The sequence below is a fragment of the Blautia sp. HCP3S3_C4 genome, from assembly GCF_052064095.1.
Classification (GTDB): domain Bacteria; phylum Bacillota; class Clostridia; order Lachnospirales; family Lachnospiraceae; genus Blautia_A.
Genome location: NZ_JBQHWF010000002.1, coordinates 227,542 through 250,302 on the forward strand (window position 1 = coordinate 227,542; position 22,761 = coordinate 250,302).

18 protein-coding genes are annotated in these 22,761 nt (G+C 43.1%); 16 read left to right on the forward strand and 2 right to left on the reverse strand.

The annotated features are described in order from the left end of the window. The first annotated feature begins 19 nt into the window (after positions 1 to 19). Positions 20 to 1,288 (forward strand): cytosine permease, encoded by a 1,269-nt coding sequence (codB, locus tag ACTNC6_RS02965; RefSeq protein ID WP_441043171.1) that lies wholly within the window; start codon positions 20 to 22, stop codon positions 1,286 to 1,288. Between the two features lie 349 nt (positions 1,289 to 1,637). Here codB and ACTNC6_RS02970 read toward each other — a convergent pair whose 3' ends face one another. Next, positions 1,638 to 2,732 (reverse strand): hypothetical protein, encoded by a 1,095-nt coding sequence (locus ACTNC6_RS02970; protein WP_441043172.1) that lies wholly within the window; start codon positions 2,730 to 2,732, stop codon positions 1,638 to 1,640. A gap of 205 nt (positions 2,733 to 2,937) precedes the next feature. Between ACTNC6_RS02970 and ACTNC6_RS02975 the strand changes: the two genes are divergently transcribed. The 10 genes from ACTNC6_RS02975 to ACTNC6_RS03020 all read left to right on the forward strand — a co-directional run bounded on the left by ACTNC6_RS02975 (position 2,938) and on the right by ACTNC6_RS03020 (position 14,807). Then, on the forward strand, positions 2,938 to 3,774 hold the full coding sequence (locus ACTNC6_RS02975; RefSeq protein ID WP_441043173.1) for a deoxyribonuclease IV: 837 nt from the start codon (positions 2,938 to 2,940) through the stop codon (positions 3,772 to 3,774). Between the two features lie 54 nt (positions 3,775 to 3,828). Continuing rightward, positions 3,829 to 5,778, forward strand: coding sequence for a bifunctional metallophosphatase/5'-nucleotidase (locus ACTNC6_RS02980; protein ID WP_441043174.1), 1,950 nt, complete (start codon positions 3,829 to 3,831; stop codon positions 5,776 to 5,778). Positions 5,779 to 5,936: 158 nt separating this feature from the next. Continuing rightward, positions 5,937 to 7,478, forward strand: a complete 1,542-nt coding sequence (locus tag ACTNC6_RS02985) for an ABC transporter substrate-binding protein (RefSeq protein ID WP_441043175.1) — start codon at positions 5,937 to 5,939, stop codon at positions 7,476 to 7,478. Between the two features lie 69 nt (positions 7,479 to 7,547). After that, positions 7,548 to 8,561 (forward strand): ABC transporter ATP-binding protein, encoded by a 1,014-nt coding sequence (locus ACTNC6_RS02990; protein ID WP_441043176.1) that lies wholly within the window; start codon positions 7,548 to 7,550, stop codon positions 8,559 to 8,561. Continuing rightward, positions 8,554 to 9,468 (forward strand): ATP-binding cassette domain-containing protein, encoded by a 915-nt coding sequence (locus tag ACTNC6_RS02995; protein WP_441043177.1) that lies wholly within the window; start codon positions 8,554 to 8,556, stop codon positions 9,466 to 9,468. The genes ACTNC6_RS02990 and ACTNC6_RS02995 overlap by 8 nt, the downstream gene beginning before the upstream one ends. Continuing rightward, positions 9,465 to 10,469: an ABC transporter permease gene (locus ACTNC6_RS03000; RefSeq protein ID WP_008707781.1), complete on the forward strand. Its 1,005-nt coding sequence runs from the start codon at positions 9,465 to 9,467 to the stop codon at positions 10,467 to 10,469. Before ACTNC6_RS02995 ends, ACTNC6_RS03000 begins: the two co-directional genes overlap by 4 nt. Further along, positions 10,466 to 11,353, forward strand: coding sequence for an ABC transporter permease (locus ACTNC6_RS03005; protein WP_441043178.1), 888 nt, complete (start codon positions 10,466 to 10,468; stop codon positions 11,351 to 11,353). The genes ACTNC6_RS03000 and ACTNC6_RS03005 overlap by 4 nt, the downstream gene beginning before the upstream one ends. Before the next feature lie 111 nt (positions 11,354 to 11,464). Then, positions 11,465 to 13,165, forward strand: coding sequence for a fibronectin type III domain-containing protein (locus ACTNC6_RS03010; RefSeq protein WP_441043179.1), 1,701 nt, complete (start codon positions 11,465 to 11,467; stop codon positions 13,163 to 13,165). A gap of 175 nt (positions 13,166 to 13,340) precedes the next feature. After that, positions 13,341 to 13,883 (forward strand): flavodoxin family protein, encoded by a 543-nt coding sequence (locus ACTNC6_RS03015; RefSeq protein WP_303243515.1) that lies wholly within the window; start codon positions 13,341 to 13,343, stop codon positions 13,881 to 13,883. A gap of 33 nt (positions 13,884 to 13,916) precedes the next feature. Next, positions 13,917 to 14,807: a LysR family transcriptional regulator gene (locus ACTNC6_RS03020; RefSeq protein WP_433844246.1), complete on the forward strand. Its 891-nt coding sequence runs from the start codon at positions 13,917 to 13,919 to the stop codon at positions 14,805 to 14,807. A 135-nt stretch (positions 14,808 to 14,942) separates the two neighbouring features. Here ACTNC6_RS03020 and ACTNC6_RS03025 read toward each other — a convergent pair whose 3' ends face one another. Beyond that, positions 14,943 to 17,318, reverse strand: a complete 2,376-nt coding sequence (locus ACTNC6_RS03025) for a phosphoketolase family protein (RefSeq protein ID WP_441043180.1) — start codon at positions 17,316 to 17,318, stop codon at positions 14,943 to 14,945. A 485-nt stretch (positions 17,319 to 17,803) separates the two neighbouring features. Here ACTNC6_RS03025 and ACTNC6_RS03030 point away from each other — a divergent pair, with 485 nt between their 5' ends. The 5 genes from ACTNC6_RS03030 (at position 17,804) to ACTNC6_RS03050 (ending at position 22,693) form a co-directional block, all read left to right on the forward strand. Further along, positions 17,804 to 18,979 carry an ABC transporter substrate-binding protein gene (locus tag ACTNC6_RS03030; RefSeq protein WP_173742581.1) on the forward strand — a complete coding sequence of 392 codons (1,176 nt, stop codon included), beginning with the start codon at positions 17,804 to 17,806 and terminating at the stop codon, positions 18,977 to 18,979. Positions 18,980 to 19,146: 167 nt separating this feature from the next. Further along, on the forward strand, positions 19,147 to 20,031 hold the full coding sequence (locus ACTNC6_RS03035; RefSeq protein ID WP_303242654.1) for a branched-chain amino acid ABC transporter permease: 885 nt from the start codon (positions 19,147 to 19,149) through the stop codon (positions 20,029 to 20,031). A 13-nt stretch (positions 20,032 to 20,044) separates the two neighbouring features. Further along, positions 20,045 to 21,124 (forward strand): branched-chain amino acid ABC transporter permease, encoded by a 1,080-nt coding sequence (locus tag ACTNC6_RS03040; RefSeq protein WP_441043181.1) that lies wholly within the window; start codon positions 20,045 to 20,047, stop codon positions 21,122 to 21,124. Next, entirely contained in the window at positions 21,124 to 21,969 is an 846-nt protein-coding gene (locus ACTNC6_RS03045) for an ABC transporter ATP-binding protein (RefSeq protein ID WP_441043182.1), read from the forward strand. Before ACTNC6_RS03040 ends, ACTNC6_RS03045 begins: the two co-directional genes overlap by 1 nt. 1 nt (position 21,970) lies before the next feature. Beyond that, the gene (locus tag ACTNC6_RS03050; RefSeq protein WP_441043250.1) at positions 21,971 to 22,693 is read left to right on the forward strand and encodes an ABC transporter ATP-binding protein; all 723 of its coding nucleotides are present in this window, start codon (positions 21,971 to 21,973) and stop codon (positions 22,691 to 22,693) included. The last annotated feature ends 68 nt before the right edge of the window (positions 22,694 to 22,761 follow it).

The window sequence follows — 22,761 nt, forward strand, 5'->3', positions numbered from 1 at the left end:
GGAAAAACGGGGAGAACAGATGAGTGAAAAAATGACAACAGCAAATAGCGCAGAGCAGGGAAGTATAGACATTGACTTTGCAGAGTGCGCAGTTCCGAAATGGAGCAGACGCAGATTTCTGACAATGTTTATGATCATGCTTGGATTTACTTTCTTTTCTGCGAGTATGTGGGTAGGACAGGAAATGTCAGCAGGACTGGACTTCTGGGGATTTATCAAGGCCCTTCTTCTGGGTGGAGCGATCCTTGGTGTTTATACAGGTCTGCTTGGTTATGTAGGCGCAGAGACAGGTTTAAGCCTTGACCTGCTTTCCAAGAGAGCGTTTGGAGAAAAAGGTTCTTATATTTCTTCAGCACTGACAAGCTTTACACAGATTGGATGGTTTGGTGTAGGTATTGCGATGTTTGCGATTCCTGTTGCACGCGAACTTTTTGGCGGAAGCACAGCAGTTGAATGGGTATTGATTCTGATCGCAGGAGCATGTATGACTGCATCTGCATATTTTGGAATCAAGTCTCTTACAATCATCAGTTATATTGCCGTACCGCTTGTTGCAGTTCTTGGAACAGTGGCAATGGTCATGGCAGTAAGACAGGGGGATGGCACGATCATTGATCAGTTTGCTGTATCCAGTGGCTCTCTGAGTGTTATCGGCGGTGCAGGACTTGCAATTGGTTCTTTTGTATCAGGAGGAACTGCAACACCGAACTTTACACGATTTGCAAAAAATGGTAAACAGGGAATGATCGCAACAGTAGTTGCCTTCTTTATCGGAAACTCCCTGATGTTCTTCTTTGGAGCAATCTCTTATATTTTTGTTGGTGGAAATGATATTTTTGAAGTTATGATTCGTCTGAATCTGTTCTATCTTGCAATCCTGGTTCTGGGATTAAATATCTGGACAACCAATGACAATGCTCTGTATACAGCAGGACTTGGTCTTGCAAATATTTTCAATAAGAGAAAGAAACCCATGGTTCTGATCTCCGGTATTATCGGAACACTGCTTTCTGTATGGCTGTACTACAACTTCTGCGGATGGCTGAACATCCTGAACTGTACACTGCCGCCGGTTGGTATCATCCTGGTCCTCTCTTATTTTATGAATAAAAAAGCTTACGATACAGATACCTTTGAGATCGTAACAGTCAACTGGTTTGCAGTTGCCGGAGTTATTCTTGGTGCGATCGTGGCAAACGTAGTGACATGGGGAATTGCATCCATCAATGGTATGATTGTTGCAGCACTGTGCTATGTGATCGGAGAAATGTGCAAAAGAGAAAAATAAATAAAAAATTGTAATTATAAGAGAAATGAAAAAACCGGTCTTTTGTGACCGGCTTTTTTCATATTATTTCCGTAGTTTTGCTTCATCCAGCAAATTCAATTTTTTTGCAGAAAGTACAAGTTCTGTTTGCAGAAATGCAAGATTGCAGGCTGGTGACATGCATCCATAAGTAACTCGATACTGATCACTAATGCAATTCCTGCAGAGGGGATTCCTAATTGTGCAAATAAAATGGATTTACAACTTTTCCTTCAGCAGATAAAAGAATATAGGTTCTGCCGAATTTAGAGCCACTGGTAAAGGTACAATTTTTTCTGTCATCTTTTGCATTGAATACTCCTTTTTGGTCTTATTCTTTATTAATTTCTGCGAATCCGGCAGCATCAATCTTTAAGTCTGTTTTTTCGCCTTTTTTCAGCTTTTTCCATTCAGAGAAATCCATCTCATAGCGTTCTGTTTCGGTTTTGCCTTCCTTTTTCTCATAGGTAGCAGTCACGAAATAGTGCTCATCCTTTGTTCCTGTTCTCTGGTTGTCTTTCAGCTTTGGTTCTGGCCAGGCTGGATTCTGGTCCCTTCCGGAATTTTTCGCAGTGTCTACCACAGTCCACCGGTCTATTTCGTAGTAATATTTTGTAGCATACACCGGTTCTTGTCGATACACTGGTTTATCCGTGGTTTCTGTATAGGTTTCATCTTTGTATATAGGAACACTCTTGGTTTTCTCCTCAAAATACCCGTTTCCCAGGTCAACATGGGAGACTTCATCTTCATAATGGTCGATAACGCGGCGTGTTTTGGTTTCCGTAACTTTCTCATAGTGGTCTATGACTTGTTCGTATGACTTAATCTCATTTTTCGTGTATTGTAGCCGTGCGTCATCTGGCAGCTGCCAATCACTTTCGCTGTGTGTAACGATTTCTTCGATGTCGATGGTTCGTTCCCAGTCAAAGTCATCAATGGTTACATTTTTTACTTTCGGTGCCAGACAGGACATCATTCCGAAAATGATGACAGCAAAGATTCCCAGAAAGAGAAGAGCTCTTTTCATCAGTGATTTCTTCTTTTTTTCTTTTTTCTTTGGTGCACTTTTTGCAGTATTTTTCTGGTGCGCTTCTTTTTTCTCTTCTTTTTTGCGTTTCTTTTCTTCTTCCTGCTGCCGTATTTCGAAATAGTTTCTCTCAGAGTCTTCTTTTGTGGCTCCGCAGTTTTTGCAGATGTTCAGATCGTCACTGTTAAGGCTGCCGCAAAAACTGCACTGCCAGTCTGGATTTCGGCTGATTTTGGCAGCCTTCTCCTCTGAAACATATTCAATTGCGTCCGGCATGTAGAATTTTGTGTTTTCATCCTGTGGATGTCCGCAAAGTGGACAGGTTTTCTGCCCGGCTTTGATTCTCTTATTGTCACAAAACGGACAATCCCAGAGTCCTTCGATTAATTTTCCCATACTTAATTCTCCTTTCCTGTCTATTATACATTTAATTTGACGAAAAGAATAGACTGATAATTCGTTACTGTTCACACACCACTACGTTACTGTGAACGAAGTGAACAGTAACGATAATTCAGGAATTGCATCGCATTTGCCGGATTCTGTGTTATAATAAAAATAATTGATATGATAAAAAATACTACAGAAGAGGAGCAAAAAGATGCTGTATATAGGAAATCACACAAGTTCATCCCGGGGATATGTTGCAATGGGAAGGCAGATGCTGGCAAATGGCGGTAACACATTTGCATTTTTTACCAGAAATCCAAGAGGAGGAAAAGCCAAAGAAATAGATCCCCAGGATGTGCAGGCATTTCTGCAGCTGGTAAAGGACAATCATTTTGGAAAGCTGGTAGCTCATGCACCCTACACTATGAACTGTTGTGCTGCCAAAGAAAACCTCAGAGATTTCGCCAGAGAAATCATGACAGATGATCTGAAACGTCTGGAAATGACACCGGGAAATTATTACAATTTTCATCCGGGCAGCCACGTAGGACAGGGCGCAGAAGTAGGAATCCGTAAAATTGCAGAAATTCTTAATGAAGTGCTGACAAAAGACCAGAGTACAATTGTACTTCTGGAAACTATGGCAGGAAAGGGGACGGAAGTAGGAAGAAATTTTGAAGAACTCCGTCAGATCATTGACCAGGTGGAATTAAAAGATAAATTAGGGGTTTGTCTGGATACCTGTCATGTCTGGGATGGTGGATATGATATTGTAAATGATCCTGACAGTGTATTTGCAGAATTTGACCGGGTCATAGGTCTGGACAGACTAAAGGCCATCCACCTGAATGACAGCATGAATCCACTTGGCAGCCATAAGGACCGTCATGCCAGAATCGGAGAGGGTCAAATAGGAATGGAAGCACTTGTTCGCGTGATCAATCATCCTGCCACAAAAGGAATTCCCTTTATTCTGGAAACACCCAATGATGATGAAGGATGGACTCATGAAATCGCCTTGCTCAGAGCAGAGTATAAAGGAAAATAAATAAGATAAAGAAAAGTAAAGATAAAAAATTTCTTGAAGGAAAAGGAGATGTTTATGAAAAAACGGAAACGGATTCTGTCAGTGATACTTACCATTGTAACATTGCTTCTGCTTGTGTTGGATATTTCTGTGGCAGCAGCCAAAACCAAAAAGGTAGACGTTTTGTTTACCCATGATACCCATTCCCATCTGGATAGCTTTTCAACTATTGTAGAAGGCCAGCAAAAAGAAGTTGGCGGATTTGCCAGACTGAAAACCCTGATGGATGAAAAGCGAAAAGAAAATCCGGATACTCTGGTGCTGGATGGAGGAGATTTTTCCATGGGTACACTGATCCAGACTGTATATGATACAGAGGCAGCGGAGCTTCGGATGCTGGGGTATTTGGGGTATGATGTAACTACCTTTGGAAATCATGAATTCGACTACCGGTCAAAGGGGCTGGCAAATATGCTGAAGGCAGCTGTAAATTCCGGTGAGACACTGCCGGAGCTTGTAGTGTGTAATGTGGATTGGGACGCTATGGAGAAAGAGGGCTTAAGTGATGGCCAGAAGCAGATCAAAGAAGCATTTGAAGCCTACGGTGTAAAGGATTATGTGGTGGTTCAAAAGGGGGATACGAAGATTGCAGTAGTTGGTGTCTTTGGAAAAGATGCCCTGGAATGTGCCCCTACCTGTGAACTGCTGTTTAAGGATCCGACAGAGTCAGTAAGGCAGACAGTAGCAGAGATTAAGAAAAATGAAAAAGTAGATATGATCGCATGTGTGTCTCATGGCGGAACCTGGGAAGATGAGGATAAGTCTGAGGACGAAATCCTTGCAAAAAAGGTTCCTGAGCTGGATCTGATCATCAGTGGACATTCCCACACAGAGCTGAAGGAAGCCATCAAACATGGGAATACCTATATTGTATCCTGCGGTGAGTATGGGAGAAATCTGGGATCGCTTTCCATGACACAGAAGCAGGACGGACGCTGGGAGATGACCTCCTACGAGCTGATTCCTGTGTCCGAAGAGATCAGGCCGGATCAGGCAACACAGAAACGGATTGATGAATTAATGGATACCGTAGACACCAATTATCTGGAAGATTTTGGTTACACCAGGGATGAAGTCCTGGCTGAGAATGACGTTGAATTTAACAGCCTGGAAGAAATGAGCACAAAGCATGAAGAACTGAATCTTGGCGATATTATGTCTGATGCCTATGTATATGCTGTGGAACATTCAGAATATTTTGATGGAGATCCTGTAGATGTAGCAGTGGTTCCAAGCGGGACTGTCCGCGATACCTATACAAAGGGAAATATTACAGTAGAAGATGTCTACAATTCATTCTCTCTGGGAATCGGAAAAGACGGAGTAGCAGGATATCCTCTGATCAATGCCTATCTGACAGGAAAAGAATTGAAGCTGGCAGCAGAAGTGGATGCTTCTGTTTCAGACTTTATGACAACTGCAAGATTATATTGCAGCGGACTGAATTTTACATACAATCCTCATCGAATGATTCTGAACAAGGTGACGGACTGCTATCTGACCAGAGAGGACGGAGAACGGATCGAAATCCAGGATGATAAACTGTATCATGTTGTGACAGACCTGTACACCGGACAAATGCTTGGCTCTGTAATGAAAATGTCATATGGCCTGCTGTCTCTGGAACCAAAGGACAAGAATGGAAATCCTATTGAAAATCTGGAGGACCAGGCAATCATGGAGAATGGCAGGGAGCTGAAGGCATGGGATGCCATTGCAAGATATATGCAGTCCTTTGAAGATACAGACGGGGATGGAATTGCCAATGTACCGGAATATTATGCAGCCACACATAACCGTAAGGTTGTAGATGACAGTAAAAACATCCTGGATCTGGTGAAACATCCCAATAAATTCTCAGTAATCATAGTGCTGATTTGTTTGATCTTTATTGTAATAATTGTCGTTATTATCATTCTGATCCGGAAGCTTGTCCGCAGGAGAAAAAAGAAAAGAATATCATAAAACGTTATTGAGATGACTTATTCCAGGTATGCCATATATGGCATACCTCAGGTCTAAAAAGGAATATGTCAATATCCCCCCGCAGGGCTTACTGATGTCAGAATTGTCTGATATCATAAAAGCCAGTTACCAATAAAGAAAAAGCGAGGGAACATGAAATGAAAAAGGGTTTATTGACAATGGCCGGAGTGCTTCTGACTGTATCACTGGTCAGTGCCGGAACAACAGTGCCTGTACTGGCAGAGGAAGAAACAACACTGGTATACGGAAGCGGAGATTATACCAGGATCAATCCTGCTATGGATGAACATGGAGAGATCAATATTCTGATCTTCAACGGTTTAACTGCACATGACGGAGAGAATCAGGTAGTTCCGGGACTGGCAGAGAGCTGGGATTTTGATGATGAAACCAATACTTATACATTCCATATGGTAGAAGATGCGAAATGGCAGGATGGCGAACCTGTGACAGCAGAGGATGTTAAGTTTACTATCGAAGCAATCATGGATCCGGAAAACGGTTCTGAGAATGCACCCAACTACGAGGACGTAGAGGAAATCAATGTTATTGATGATCATACGGTTGCGTTCAAGCTTGAGGACAAAAACGTTGCATTCCTTGACTATATGACAATGGCAGTTCTTCCTAAGCATCTTCTTGAGGGCGAAGATATGCAGACCTCTGATTTCTTCCGTAATCCGGTAGGAACAGGTCCATACAAGATTGAATCCTGGGATGAGGGACAGGCAATCACACTGGTTAAGAATGAAGATTATTTCAAGGGCGAGCCTTCCATCGATAAAATTGTATTCAAGATCGTACCGGATGACAATGCGAAAGCACTTCAGTTAAAATCCGGAGAACTTGATCTGGCATTATTAACACCAAAGGATGCAGCTGCTTTTGCAGATGATGAGGCATATACATGCTACGATATGAAGACTTCTGACTATCGTGGAATCATGTTTAATTTTGGAAATGAATACTGGCAGAAAAACCGTGATCTGATCCCGGCAGTATGCTATGGGCTTGACCGTCAGGCGATCATCGACGCAGTTATCCTTGGACAGGGAATGCCGGCTTATGGACCTCTTCAGAGAAATATCTACAATTATGAAGATGTAGAGCATTATGATTACAATCCTGAAAAAGCAAAAGAAATTCTGGAAGCTGCAGGATGCGAGATGGGTGATGACGGATTTTATTATCGTGATGGCGAAAAAGTTGGATTTGTAATCAGCGTAAGTGCAGGAGATCAGGTACGTATTGATATGGCTCAGATCGCAGCACAGGAACTGAAAGAGATCGGCATGGATGTATCAGTAGAGATCCCTGCACAGACAGACTGGGCAGGACAGATGGCATTCCTCATCGGATGGGGAAGCCCATTTGACGCTGACGACCATACATACAAAGTATTCGGAACAGATAAGGGAGCAAACTACTCCGGCTACTCTAATGCAGACGTTGACAAGTATCTGAAAGAAGCAAGACAGTCAGCTGATCCAAAAGTACGTGCAGAAGCCTATGCTAATTTCCAGAAAGCTCTGGCAGAGGATCCGGCTTATGCAATGATCTGCTATATTGATGCCAACTATGTTGCTGACAGCAATATTAAGGGAATTGATCCTGATACAATTATGGGACATCACGGAGTTGGTATTTTCTGGAATGTATCAGACTGGACTATCGAATAAATAAGATAAAGGTTGTGACGGGGGCACGAGGAGTGCCCCCTTTTCACACGAGCGGAAAAAGGAATAAAGATGGAACATTTATTAGAGGTTAAAAATCTTTCAGTCAGCATAGACGGTCCTGCCGGAGAAGTCCAGGCAGTAAGAGATGTGTCTTTTTCATTAAAAAAGGGAGAGGTGCTGGCCATAGTTGGAGAATCCGGATGCGGGAAGAGTGTGCTTTGCAAAAGTATCATGAAGCTTTTGCCACCAAGCGCAAAAATAAAAGAGGGAAGCATCTGTGTGAACGGACAGGATATCACCTCTTACAGGGAAAAGGAGATGCAGAAACTGCGTGGAAGAGTTTTTTCCATGATCTTTCAGGATCCTATGACTTCCCTGAATCCAACTATTAAAATCGGAAAACAAATTGGGGAAGCAGTGGTGATCCACAATAAGAATTATACGAAAAAACAGGTAGATCAAAAAGTTCTGGAACTTATGGAACTGGTAGGTATCTCCCATCCAAAGGAACGATATCATCAGTATCCATGGCAATTTTCCGGGGGAATGCGTCAGAGATGTGTCATGGCCATCGCTCTGGCAGCAGATCCGGATATTTTATTTGCAGATGAACCAACTACTGCACTGGATGTGACTATACAGGCACAGATTCTGGATCTTCTCCGGGAAATACAGAGGAAGCTGGGAACAGCTACCATACTGGTATCCCATGATCTGGGAGTGGTTGCACGTGTGGCAGACAGGGTGGCAGTCATGTATGCAGGCAAGATCGTAGAGATCGGTACAGCAGAGGAAGTGTATTATGATCCCAGACATCCATACACATGGGGGCTGATGAGATCACTGCCTGCATTTGCAAATGGAAAAGAAAGCCTGTACACTATCCCCGGCATGCCTCCTACTTTGATAGATCCGCTGAAAGGTGATGCTTTTGCATGTAGAAACGAATATGCCCTGAATATTGATTATGAAGAAATGCCGCCTATGTTTAAGATAACAGATACTCATTATGCGGCAACCTGGCTGCTGGATCCAAGAGCACCGCAGATCAAATCACCTATGGGAGGAACAGCGCATGAGTAAAGAAGTTTTATTAGATGTCAGGCATCTGACTCAGCAGTTTCATCTGACAAAAAAGATCAAGGTAAAGGCTGTAGATGATGTCTCATTTCAGATCCATAAAGGTGAGATCTTTGGTCTGGTAGGGGAATCCGGTTCAGGAAAGTCCACAGTTGCCAGATGTCTGATGAATATATATCAGCCGGCTCAGGGAGAAATCTGGTATAAAGATGTAAATATCTGCGACAAAAAGGAATTCAAAAAGCATAAAAAAATGCTGCAGACCTGCCGCCAGATGATCTTTCAGGATTCCGCATCCAGTCTGAACCAGAAAATGAAGGTGTCAGATATTATTACGGAACCAATGAGAATCCAGCATATTACACCTCCGAGAGGAAGCTTTGTGAAGGAAGCTGCTTTTCAGATGGAATATGTAGGACTTGAGAACAGTTTCCTGAATCGATATCCATCTGAATTATCAGGGGGACAGAGGCAGCGAGTGGCCATAGCCAGATCTCTGTGTATGGAACCGGAATTTCTGGTGGCCGATGAACCGATAGCTTCCCTGGATGTGTCCATACAGGCCCAGATCGTCAATCTGTTCCGTCATCTGCAGGAGGAGCATGGATTTACATTTCTGTTTATAGCTCATGACCTGGCTATGGTTGAGTATCTCTGTGACCGTGTGGGAGTTATGTATCATGGAAAACTGGTAGAACTGGCGCCATCAGAAGAATTGTATTCCCATCCGGTGCATCCTTATACAAAAACATTGTTGTCTGCAATTCCTGTTCCTGACCCCATCAGGGAGAGAAAAAGAGTTCTGCAGTACTATGATGGCGAAGGAATGGAAAACAGTGTGTGGACAGAAGTGTCACCCGGACATTTTGCAATGCTTCCGGCTGAAGGAAAGGGGTGCAGTATATCATGAGACAAAAAAAGTTAGTTTACTATGGTAAAAAATGCCTGATATTCCTGATCTCAGTATTTATATTGTCTGTAGCTGTATTTTATGTAGCCCGTCTTGCACCGGGAGATCCTCTGATTTCCTACTATGGTGACCGTACAGAGAAGATGAGTCCGGAAGAACGTGAATGGGCTATGGGAAAACTGGGATTGAACGAACCAATTTCTGTGCAGTATGTAAAGTGGGTAAAAAATGCCTTTCATGGAGAATTTGGAATTTCATTTAAATATAAACAGGATGTAGTAGAAGTGATCGGCGGACGTATTGGCAATACACTTGTGCTTGGAGGAATCGGATTTATCATTATGTTTGCCGGAGCCTTGCTCCTGGGAATTCTGTGTGCCTGGTACGAAAACCGGCTGGCAGACCGGATTCTGTGTAAGCTGGGAACCATATCCAGCTGTATTCCTGAGTTCTGGATGGCCCTGGTCCTGATCCTTGTTTTTTCCGTAAATCTTAAGATCCTGCCAAGCAGTGGTGCTTACAGTACAGGAAATGCAGGAGATATAGGTGACAGAGTGCTGCATCTGATTATGCCTCTGACCATCGTGGTCATGGAGCATTTATGGTATTACGCTTACATGATCCGAAATAAGATTCTGGAAGAGGTCCGCGCAGATTATGTACTTCTGGCAAAGGCAAAAGGCCTGGATAAGAAAAAGCTTATGTTCAGACATTGTGTCCGAAATGTAATGCCTGCTTATCTGAGTATTATGGCCATTGCAGTCCCCCATGTACTTGGAGGAACCTATGTGGTAGAAAGTGTATTCTCTTATCCCGGAATCGGAGCTCTGTCCTATGAGAGCGCCAGATATCATGATTACAATTTGCTGATGCTGCTTTGTATGATGTCAGGAATCCTGGTTATTTTCTGCAATATTGTCAGTCAGACGATTAATGAACAGATAGATCCCCGTATGAAGGACGAAGTAATAACCGAGAAATCGGAGGTAGTAGAAGGATGACCAATCATTTATTTGAACTGGCAGGAAACAGAAAGACAGAAACAGTAATTCCCAAATCAAAGAAAAAGCGGTATCAGGGAAAACCTGTTGTTTCAGCAGCAATCCTGATTTTTATCGTACTGGGCTGCCTGTGCGCGGAACTGATCATGACAAAGGATCCTGCTTATATGGATCTGTTAAACTATAATAAAGCTCCTGACAGGGAGTTCCTTTTTGGAACGGATACTATGGGAAGGGATATTTTTTCCATGATCTGGTATGGAGGAAGGATTTCAATTCTGATTGGTGGATTAGCCACTGTTATTTCTACTTTTATTGCAGTAGTAGTCGGTGCCTTCAGTGGGGTGGCACCTGCCTGGCTGGATGAACTGATCATGAGATTTACAGAAATATTCTTAAGTATACCAACTCTGCTTCTGATCATTTTGCTGCAGGCTATTATGGGAAATGCTAATATTCTGAGTCTGTCCTTTGTAATCGGTGTGACCAGCTGGACCAGTATTGCGAAAGTGGTACGCACAGAGGTACGGCAGATACGAAACAGTGAGTATATCATTGCTGCAAGATGTATGGGAGCCGGATTCTTCCGTATTTTGTGGAAGCATCTGGTGCCGAACTTTTTCTCATCCATTATGTTTATGGTAGTTATGAATGTAACAACTGCAATGATCTCGGAGGCGACTTTGAGCTTTATGGGTATTGGACTTCCCATAGAGGTTATCACATGGGGAAGTATGCTGTCTCTGTCAGATAAGGCATTAATGACAGGATCCTGGTGGATCATTCTGATCCCCGGACTTTTCCTGATCGCCACAGTGCTCTGCCTGACCAATATAGGAAACGCCTGCAGAGAACAGACAAACAGAAAAGAAAGTAATTTCTGATACTGGGCTGTGCTGTTACCCCATAATTTGTCACGGAAAATGTCAAATTGTCCTTTTTTCCTTGTTGAATGGGTGAAAATTGTGTATGCTGTATTAAAGGAGGAAGTAGTTATGTATAGGAAAAAAAGTTTTATAAGTCTTAGCTTAAGTCTGATGCTGGCAATGGGAAGTCTGGCAGCACCGGTAGGAGCAGCAGAGTTTTCAGATGGAGAGGTGCAGGCTGTACAGCAGCAGGATGCAGAGGCAGCACAGGTAGAAGAATTTTCAGATGTGGAGCAGGCACCGTCTGTAGAACAGGAAGAAGAAACAGAGGTCTTTGGGGCAGAAGCACAGCAGGAATTTGACTTTTCAGACATGGAAACAGAGGAAAGTAATTTTACAGTTACAGACCGCAGTGTGGAGGAGCTTCCTGACGGTACTGTCCATGTGACAGAGAAAATCAGCATAAAGATAGAGGATCAGCCGGATGGGGATAAATTGTTCGGAGAATATGCCAGCCGCTTTTTCTATGATCAGGTATCTACCGCACCGGGTACCTCTATCGGTGAAACCGTTCTTTCCGGAGTACAGCAGGCACTTTATGAAGAAATGAAAACAAAGGTTACATCCATAGCAGCCAGAGGCGGATCTACCAAATTGGGAATTACTTCAGATCTTGGACTGCGCTGGCAGACTTCTGCCACAGGTGCAAAGCTGGAACAGGAAGTATCCAGGAAGTTTGACAGCCTGAATAAAGAAAAGATCACGACCTGTCTGCTGGCAGACTGTCCCTATGAGTTATACTGGTATGAAAAGACTGCAATGACACAGTGGGATTATAGTTATTCCGTATCTGTCAGGGGCGGAAAAAGAATCGCAGAGATTTCAGATATAACAGTTTCCATGCCTGTGATCAGCGAATATGCAGCTAAGGAGTACCGGGTAGATTCCCGGATGGTGAAGACTGCAAAGAAAGCAGCTTCCAATGCAAAAATGATTGTTAATGAATTTAAAAATATGTCTGAGCCGGAGAAGCTGGCTGCATATAAAGAAATGATCTGTTATCTGACAGATTATAATGATGAGGCAATCTCTGATTCCTATGGAGATAAATACGGAGATCCGTGGCAGCTGATCTGGGTATTTGACTGGGATGAATCTACCAATGTAGTTTGTGAAGGATATTCCAAAGCTTTCCAGTATCTGTGTGACCTTAGCGATATTACCTGTTATACAGTAACCGGTGATATGGATGGCGGAACCGGTGCAGGTGCCCATATGTGGAATATCGTGGAACAGGACGGCAGATATTATATTGCGGATATTACAAACAGTGACACGGATTCAGCAGGAGAGAATGGTGAGCTTTTCCTGAACACACCTGCCAGAGGAAGTGTTTCAAAAGGTTATACTTATGAGACTGAGGGCGGAGATATCTATTTCAAATATGATTCAGATACAAGAAGGGCCTATGGAACAGGAGCTTCCTCCATTCTGCAGATGACAAATGTAGAATATAATGTGGAAAGCACCACAGTAAAGCCTTCCAGACCGACGATCAGCAGTATTTCCAACAAAAATGCAAGAAGACTTACACTTACCTGGAAGAAATCCAGAAATGCAAAAGGATATGAAATCTACCGCAGGATCGGGACAACAGGTTCTTATAAGAGAGCTGCAGTGATCAAATCCGGTTCTACGGTACGATACACAAATACAGGTCTGAAAAAAGGAACGAAATATTATTACAGAATCCGTGCATATGCTTATAATGCCCAGGGGAAAAAGGTATACAGCAGATGGTCGGATATGAAATATAAAGCTTCCAGATAAATAAAATAATAAAAAATAATTTAAGCCATCTGGCAGGACAAGAACCGGTATCTGAGAGCAGAATAAGAAATGATTTTTCTGCTCTGATATAAAGACAAATGAAACAGCTTCATGTAAATGGATGGATAGTTCTTTGCATGGAGCTGCTTTTTATGGAAAGATAAGGAAGGCAGAAATGAAAACATTAATTTTTAACGGATCGCCCAGAAAAAAAGGTGAGACAGCGTATATGATCAAGACATTGCAGGAAAAACTTGGCGGGGAATTTAAGGTAGTGGATGCATACAGAGCCAGAATAAGTCCATGTATAGACTGCAGGTGGTGTTTTGAACATGCAGGATGTGCGGTACAGGATGAGTGGCAGGAAATTCTTTCTTTTATTGAAGAGTGCGATCATATTGTGATAGCTTCACCTGTATATTTTGAAGAGGTGACGGGAATGCTTCTTGCTGTGCTGAGCAGGCTTCAGACATATTTCAGTGCCAGGTATCTCCGCAAGGAAGAACCTGTCCCCAAAAAGAAAACAGGAGCAGTCCTTCTGGCAGCAGGGAGCATTGGACCGAGAGAAAAAGCGGAAAGTACAGCAGAAATGCTGCTCCGCCAGATGAGCTGTGACAGTCTGGGAACTGTCTATGTGAATCGCACAGATAAAGTACCGGTAAGAGACCGTGAGGATATTATACAGGAAATAGAAGAGCTGGCAGAGAAATTGAGATAAATGTGGACCTGAGGATAACGGACGGAGAATGATATGAACACAAATTTTGAATATTATAAGGTGTTTTATTATGTATCGAAATATGAAAATCTGACTAAGGCGGCTGCTGTATTAAAGACAAGCCAGCCAGCAGTGACCAGAACCATACATAATCTGGAAAATATGCTTGGCTGTAGATTGTTTACCAGAAGTAAAAGCGGAATGAAACTTACCCCTGAGGGAAAGGTTTTTTATCAGTATGTAGCTGCAGGATGTGCACAGTTCTTTAAGGCGGAAGACAATCTGAATAACCTGATCAGCCTTGAGAATGGGACTATTTATATCAGTGCTACAGAAACTGCTCTTCACTGTTATCTGTTTGAGGCAGTGAGAGATTTCAATATACAGTATCCAAATGTGCATTTTAAGATATTAAATAACAGCACGACAGATTCGGTAAATGCACTGAAGGAAGGAAAAGTAGATCTTGCTGTTGTATCGGCTTCTTTGCAGGTGTCAGAACCTTTGAGGATGAAGGTAGTGAGGAAGTATAAGGAAATCCTAATCGGCGGGAATCGTTTCGCTGAGCTGAAGGGAAGAAAAACCTCTCTGGAAGAATTATCTTCTTATCCATGGATCAGCCTGACTTCTGAAGCAATCACCAGACAGTTTCTGAATGCATATTTTGAAAAGAATGGTTTGCAGTTTTCGCCGGATGTGGAGCTGGCAACTACAGATATGATCCTTCCTGCCGTGCGTTATAATATGGGAATCGGATTTCTTCCGGAAGAATTTGCCAGGGAAGATCTGGCATCTGAAAAGGTTTTTGAGATTGATGTAAATGAGACCTTTCCGGAGAGAAGTATTATTTTGATCCATGATACGGAATATCCTCAGAGCATTGCATCCAAGGCATTTCAGAAGTTTTTAACAGACAGAAAATAAGTGCTCAGGCTCAAATATGGGAGAATAGAGACTTAAAATATAGTAAAAGTAAACAGCCGTCAGGAATTGACCAAATGTGGATTTCCTGACGGCTGTCTGTAAGATTAGGAATTTATCATTTTGTCTTGTAAGAGATTATTTATGCCACTCCCAGTTTCTGACCTCTTCCAGATCCTGGCCATATTCAGCAATGTACTGTTTGTGCTCAACAAGCTTGTCGTTCATCTTCTGAATTAAGAAGGAACCTTTGTTTCCAAGCTGTGGAAGATGCATGATGGCATCCTTTACAAGGTTGAAACGGTCGATCTGGTTCTGTACACGCATATCGAATGGAGTAGTGATAGTACCTTCCTCCTGATATCCGTGAACAGAAATGTTGCGGTTGTGACGTTCATAAGTAAGCTCATGGATCAGTGTTGGATATCCGTGGAATGCGAAGATGACAGGTTTATCTTTTGTAAAGATTGCATCATATTCTGCGTCACTTAAACCGTGTGGATGTTTGTGGTCGGATTCCAGTTTGAACAGGTCCACAACATTAACAACACGAATCTTAAGTTCCGGCATTTCATCACGAAGGATAGTAACTGCAGCCATGATCTCAAGTGTAGGTGTATCACCGCAGCAAGCCATAACAACGTCTGGCTCTTCCCCACAGTCATTACTTGCCCACTCCCAGATACCGATACCCTGTGTGCAGTGCTTAACAGCCTGCTCCATGGTCAGCCACTGGCAGCTTGGATGTTTGGAAGCTACGATTGCGTTTACATAGTTCTTACTCTTGATGCAGTGATCGAAGCAGGAGAGTAAGCAGTTAGCGTCCGGTGGTAAGTACATACGAACCACGTCTGCTTTCTTATTTGCAATGTGATCTAAGAATCCAGGATCCTGATGAGTAAATCCGTTGTGATCCTGCTGCCATACATTGGATGTCAGGATGAAGTTCAGGGATGCAATGGGCTGTCTCCAGGAAAGCTGGTTGCAAACTTTCAGCCATTTTGCATGCTGGGCTGCCATGGAGTCAACGATACGGATGAAAGCTTCATAGCTTGCGAAGAAGCCATGACGACCTGTTAACAGGTAACCTTCCAGCCATCCTTCACACATATGCTCACTGAGCATACTGTCCATAATACGTCCGTCTCTTGCAAGGCAGTCATCAGTATCAAGCATTTCTGCGTTCCAGTCACGTTTCTGATATTCAAATACTTTGTACAGACGGTTGGACATGCTTTCATCTGGTCCAAAGATACGGAAGTTCTTGTTTTCTTCATTCAGTTTGAAGATGTCGCGGATGTATCCGCCAAGTTCGATCATATCCTGAGCTTTTGTTTTGCCAGGCTGTACTTCAATACCGTAATCGCGGAAGTCCGGAAGACGAAGATCTTTCAGAAGAAGTCCGCCATTTGCATGTGGGTTGGCACCGAGACGTGCATTTCCCTTAGGAGCCAGTTCAGCCAGTTCAGGGAGCAGGCGTCCGTTTTTATCAAACAGCTCCTGAGGACGATAGCTTTCCAGCCACTCCTTCAGAAGTTCAAGATGTTCCGGTTTTTCCATAGTGATCGGAACCTGATGAGCACGGAAGGAACCTTCAATCTGAAGTCCGTCAACAACCTTAGGACCTGTCCATCCTTTAGGAGTACGGAGGACGATCATTGGCCATACCGGACGTTCCGGATCATTGTTCTCACGGGCGTTCTTCTGGATTGCTTTGATTTCCTCGATTACTGTGTCCATTGTCTCAGCCATCTTCTTGTGCATTGTCATTGGATCGTCGCCTTCAACGAAGTATGGCTTCCATCCACAGCCCTTGAAGAAGCATTCAAGCTCTTCGTGGGAAAGACGGGAGAAGATAGTCGGATTGCTGATCTTATATCCATTTAAGTGAAGAATAGGAAGTACAGCACCGTCAGTAATCGGGTTCAGGAATTTGTTGGACTGCCAGGATGTCGCCAGAGGACCAGTCTCAGCTTCGCCATCGCCTACAACAGTAGTTGCAATCAGATCAGGGTTGTCAAATACAGCTCCGAAAGCATGAGCGATGGAGTAACCAAGCTCGCCACCTTCATTAATGGAACCAGGTGTTTCCGGTGCGCAGTGGCTTGGAACTCCGCATGGGAAGGAGAACTGTTTGAACATTTTCTTCATACCTTCCTCATCCTGGCTGATGTTAGGATAAACTTCGCTGTAGGAACCTTCCAGATAGGTGTTGGCGATCATGAAGTTTCCGCCATGTCCAGGACCGGAAAGCAGGATCATATCAAGGTCATAACGTTTGATGACACGGTTGCAGTGTGCATAAATGAAGTTCTGTCCTGGTACAGTTCCCCAGTGACCAACAATTTTTTTCTTGATCTGATCCATAGTTAATGGCTCTCTCAGAAGCGGATTGTCAAGAAGATAGAGCTGTCCGGCAGACAGATAGTTAGCTGCACGCCAGTAAGCATCGATTTTGTCAAGCATTTCCTGGTTTAAAGGCTGCTTTTCCAGACATAATTTGTTGTCTTCCATTTTCTTACCTCTTTCTTTGTCTTTGATGTGTATAGTTAAAGATGTCGAAGATATCTGTATAAGAAACTTTCTGATGACAATTAATAGGAAACGCTTCTTAACAGATAAGTTGGAGTGTTGCTTTGTTATTTTTTTAACCGAACACATCCTATCATATCAGAAACAGAACGTAAAATAGCAATATTGCATTATAATTATAAGTTTTTGATATGGATATTAATTGGAAAATATATTGAAATAAGAAATTAATACTTGTAATATGGATTACAGGGTGTTATAATTTATTTTAAGCAAAGGTGCTGAAGAGAAATCTTCGGCACCTTTTTTGTTTAAAGTCCGTTATCCGGGGCTTTAAACATTAAAAAAATTTGAATTTTACTTGCGTAAAGTGATAAAGCATGGTATAATTCAAAAAATGTATGAGGTATGAGGACAGATGTTCTCCGAGAAAAAACAACCAAATTATCTTAAAGGAGGAAATTATTATGAAGAAAAGAGTTTTAGCCGTATTACTTAGCGCAGCAGTAGCAGTATCTATGGTGGCAGCCACAGCAGCAACTGCATTTGCAGCTGACACAGTAAAGATTGGTGTATATGAACCGGCATCCGGCGACAATGGTGCAGGCGGTAAACAGGAGACGCTGGGTATCCAGTATGCCAACAGTGTACAGCCTACCGTAGAGATTGATGGCAAGGAATATAATGTAGAGCTGGATATTGTTGATAATGAATCCTCCAATGATAAAGGACCATCTGCTGCATCCAAGCTGGTAAGTGATGGAGTTTCTGTTGTACTTGGATCTTACGGTTCCAGTGTTGCCATCGCAGCATCTGATATTTTCAAACAGGGCGGGGTTCCTGCAATCGGTGTTACATGTACCAATCCACAGGTAACTCAGGGAAATACCCATTATTTCCGTATCTGTTTCCTGGATCCTTTCCAGGGTACTGTACTTGCAAACTTTGCAAGTGACAAATTTAAAGCAAAAAAAGCCTATGTGCTGACAAAACAGGGTGATGATTATTCTGCCGGTCTTGGACATTACTTTACAAAAGCATTTGAGGATGCAGGCGGTGAAGTTGTATCTGATACATTCCCGGAAGGAAACAGTGATTTCGCTTCCTATGTAACAACAGCTAAGAATGAAGGGGCAGATGTATTCTTTGCACCGGTTTCCACAGAGGCAGCAGCCCTGATCATTGACCAGGCAGCTTCCCAGGGACTGGAGGCTCCTCTTCTTGCAGGCGATACCTGGGATTCCAATGTTATCCTGAATGCTGTTAAAGGCAAAGATCTTCAGCTTTATGTAACAACCTTCTACCAGGAGGGTGGTAACAAAGAATTTGATGAAGGTATGAAAGAATTTGTAAATTCTGATTCCACAAACAAAGCCAACAATGGTGGAAATGATACCATCGCTGCTGTATCTGCCATGGGCTACGATGCATACTTTACAGCTCTGGAGGCACTGAAGGGAGCTGGCTCCACAGATCCGGCAAAGGTAAATGAAGCACTCTGGGATGTTAAGTATGACGGCGTATGCGGACACATCGAATTTGACAAGGAAAACGGGGATGCAGTAAGAGATACAGCATATGTAAAACAGGCAAATACAGAGACCGGTGCATGGGAATTTGTAGGAGAACAGGGAATTAAATAATCTTTTTACTTATAAAACTGCAGTCGTGATATTAAAATGAATATCAGTAAGTAGCAGGGTATTTCCCGAGAAAGATACCTGACTGCTCCGGTGTTAGGGATGATGCATCTCTTAGCCGGAGCAGTTTTGGTTGATTATTATAAATCGTAAGCATAAGGAGAAATTATATGGAATGGTTCAGCAGAAATCTGCCCTATTTGCTGGCAGGTATTTCAGTAGGCGGACAGTACGCACTGATTGCCATAGGATATACCATGGTATATGGTATTCTGCGACTGATCAATTTCGCCCATGGTGATATTTTTATGGTCGCAGGTCTGATTATGATATATGCATCCACGGTTATGCCCATGTATATATCTATCCCTTTAGTATTAGTTGCAACTGTTGTGATTGGTTTTCTGGTAGAACGTGTGGCTTACAAGCCTCTGCGGTCTGCACCCAGAATGTCCATCATGATCTCAGCGATCGGTGTTTCCTATCTGCTGCAGAATCTTGCTTTGTACATAACTGGAGGTCTGGCACAGCAGTATCCGGCAATCCCATGGATCAGTGATACTATTACAGTATTTGGTGCTACCACAAAACGTGTAACAGTGATCACGCCCTTTCTGACAATTATTCTTGTAATCGCCCTGGTTGCCCTGATCAAATATACAAAGATCGGTATGGCCATGCGCGCAGCATCCAAGGATTTTGAGACTTCACAGCTTATGGGAATCAAGATCAATTCGGTCATTAGTATGACCTTTATTATCGGTTCTTTCCTGGCAGCAGTGGGAAGCCTTCTGTTTTTTACAAACTATACAGGTGTTACTCCTACTGTAGGTGCTATGCCTGGCCTGAAAGCTTTTGTAGCAGCTGTTTTCGGAGGTATCGGTTCTATCCCCGGTGCGGTGATCGGAGCGTTTATCATCGGTATCTGTGAGAATATTATTAAGGGTATGGGCTGGACGACCTTCTCAGATGCATTTACCTTTGCATTGCTGATCGTCATCCTTATTGCCAAACCAACCGGACTTTTCGGTGAGAAATCTACAGATAAGGTTTAAGGAGGCAGATATTATGACAAAGAAGAAAGAAACGATCATAAGCGTTGCCTTAATCGCTGCCTTACTGATCGTATTATATGTGCTGGAGCAGATTCTTCCGTCTACCTCCATGCTTTTTACAGTTTTGAAAAAAGGCGCTATTTATGCGTTGGTTGCAGTTTCCATGAATCTGTTAAACGGATTCACAGGACTGTTCTCTCTGGGACAGGCAGGATTTATGCTTCTGGGTGCCTATACCTATGGAATCCTTACCATTCCGGTGGAACAGAGAGAAAATGTATATATGTATTTTGACGGCGGTATTGTACAGTTTACTGTGCCGGTTTTTATTGCACTGATCGCAGCCGGTGTGGTTGCAGCGATTTTTGCATATCTTATCGGTTTGCCTGTGCTTCGCCTGAAAAGCGATTATCTGGCTATTGCCACACTGGGCTTTGCGGAAATTATCCGTGCAGTGTTCCAGTGGGATAAATTAGGACCTCTGACAAATGGTTCCAACCTGCTGAGATCCTATCCTACCTTTAGCAGTGTGCTGTTTCCTTTCATTGTATCCGGAATCTGTATTGCCATTATCGTGATGATGATTAATTCCACTTACGGCCGTGCTTTCAAGGCAATTCGCGATGACGAGGTGGCTGCAGAGGCTATGGGAATCAACCTGGCTCATCACAAGAGAATTGCCTTTGTAGTAAGCTCCTTTTTTGCAGGAGTTTCCGGTGCATTACTTGCCATGTATCAGACTACGATCCAGGCATCTACCTTCAAATCAGCCATGACCTATGAAATCCTTCTGATCGTGGTAATCGGAGGTATCGGTTCTGTTACAGGAAGCTGTATCAGCTCTTTCCTGTTTATCATTTTCTCTGAATGGATTCTTCGATTCCTTGACAATGATACTTATATAGGAAGCTTCCATGTGCCTCTTCTGCGTGCCGGTTTCCGTAAGGTTGTATTCTCAGTGGTCATCATGATCATCGTACTTTTCTTCCGACAGGGTATTATGGGAACCAGAGAATTTTCCATCAGGGGAATCTATAATTTCCTGACCGGAAAATCCAGAAAGAAAAAAACTGCCAAAGGAGGTAACGCCTGATGAGTGAGAACAACGTACTGAAGGTTGAGAATGTTACCATGCAGTTTGGTGGTGTGATTGCTGTAGATAACATGAATATTGAGGTAAACAAAGGGGAGATCGTTTCACTGATCGGTCCTAACGGTGCAGGCAAGACTACTGCGTTCAATGTAGTCACAGGAGTGTATGCGCCTACCAACGGAGCTGTTTATTTCCAGGGGGAAAAGATCATTGAAAATCATCCTCAGGGTAAAATGAAAAAGCTTTATCAGGGAGAAAATAATGGAAAATATACTCATTCCATTGTTCCCACGCCGGATAAGATCACAAAGCTGGGGATTGCCAGAACCTTCCAGAATATTCGTCTGTTCAAAAGCCAGACTGTATTCGAGAATATTCTCATTGCCAAGCATCTGAGAAGAACCAGTAATCTTTTTACCGCCACCTTCCATCTGAATGGAAAAGAAGAAGCGAAAATGCGTAAGGAGGCAGAAGAGCTCCTTCGCATCGTAGGTCTGGAAGATCTGAGAGATGAGATGGCAACTTCTCTTCCTTATGGTAAACAGAGAAGACTGGAGATTGCCAGAGCCCTGGCTACAGAGCCCAAGCTGCTTCTCCTGGATGAGCCTGCTGCAGGTATGAATCCACAGGAGACTGATGATCTGACTGCTTTTATTGCGAAAATCCGTGATGAATTTGGTCTGACTATATTTATGATCGAACATCATATGGATCTGGTTATGGAGATTTCTGACAGAATCTATGTTCTTGATTTTGGTAAACCTATTGCAGAGGGTGTGCCTGAAGAAATTCAGAATAATCAGAGAGTTATTGATGCATATCTTGGAGGTGCCGCAGATGAGTAATATTTTGGAAGTAAAGGATTTAAGCGTAAGCTATGGCGGCATTAAGGCTGTAAAAAAAATCAGCTTTCAGGTCCCGAAGGGGGAGATCGTAACCCTGATCGGAGCCAACGGTGCCGGCAAAAGCTCCACCCTGCGTTCTATTGTAGGTCTGGTAAAGCCAAAGACTGGCAGCATCAAATTAAATGGAAATGAGATCGCAGGAAAAACTCCGGAACAGATCGTAAGTCAGGGAATTACCCTGGTTCCGGAAGGACGTCGCGTTTTTGCAGATCTTACAGTGCTGGAGAATTTAAAGATCGGTGCATATATGCGCAAGGACAGCCTGGAAGAGGACATCAACTGGTGTTATGATCTGTTCCCCAGATTAAAGGAAAGAAACTGGCAGCTGGCAGGAACTCTATCCGGTGGTGAACAGCAGATGCTGGCCATTGCCCGGGCCCTTATGTCCAGACCGGATATTATCATGATGGATGAGCCCTCGCTGGGACTGGCACCTATTGTTGTTAAGGGCGTGTTTGATATTATCCGCGAGATCAATAAGCAGGGAAAAACTATCCTGCTGGTAGAACAGAATGCCAATATGGCTCTCCGTGCAGCTCACCATGGCTACGTAATGGAAACTGGAACCATCACCCTGTCCGGAACAGGAGAGGAGCTTGCATCCGATGAGTCAGTAAAGGCTGCATATCTGGGTAAAAATAAGAAGAATAATGCAGTAAGATAAAAAAATACCATTCTGTACTGAAAAATAGTACAGGATGGTATTTTTTTGCCGGAAACAGAAAAATCAGT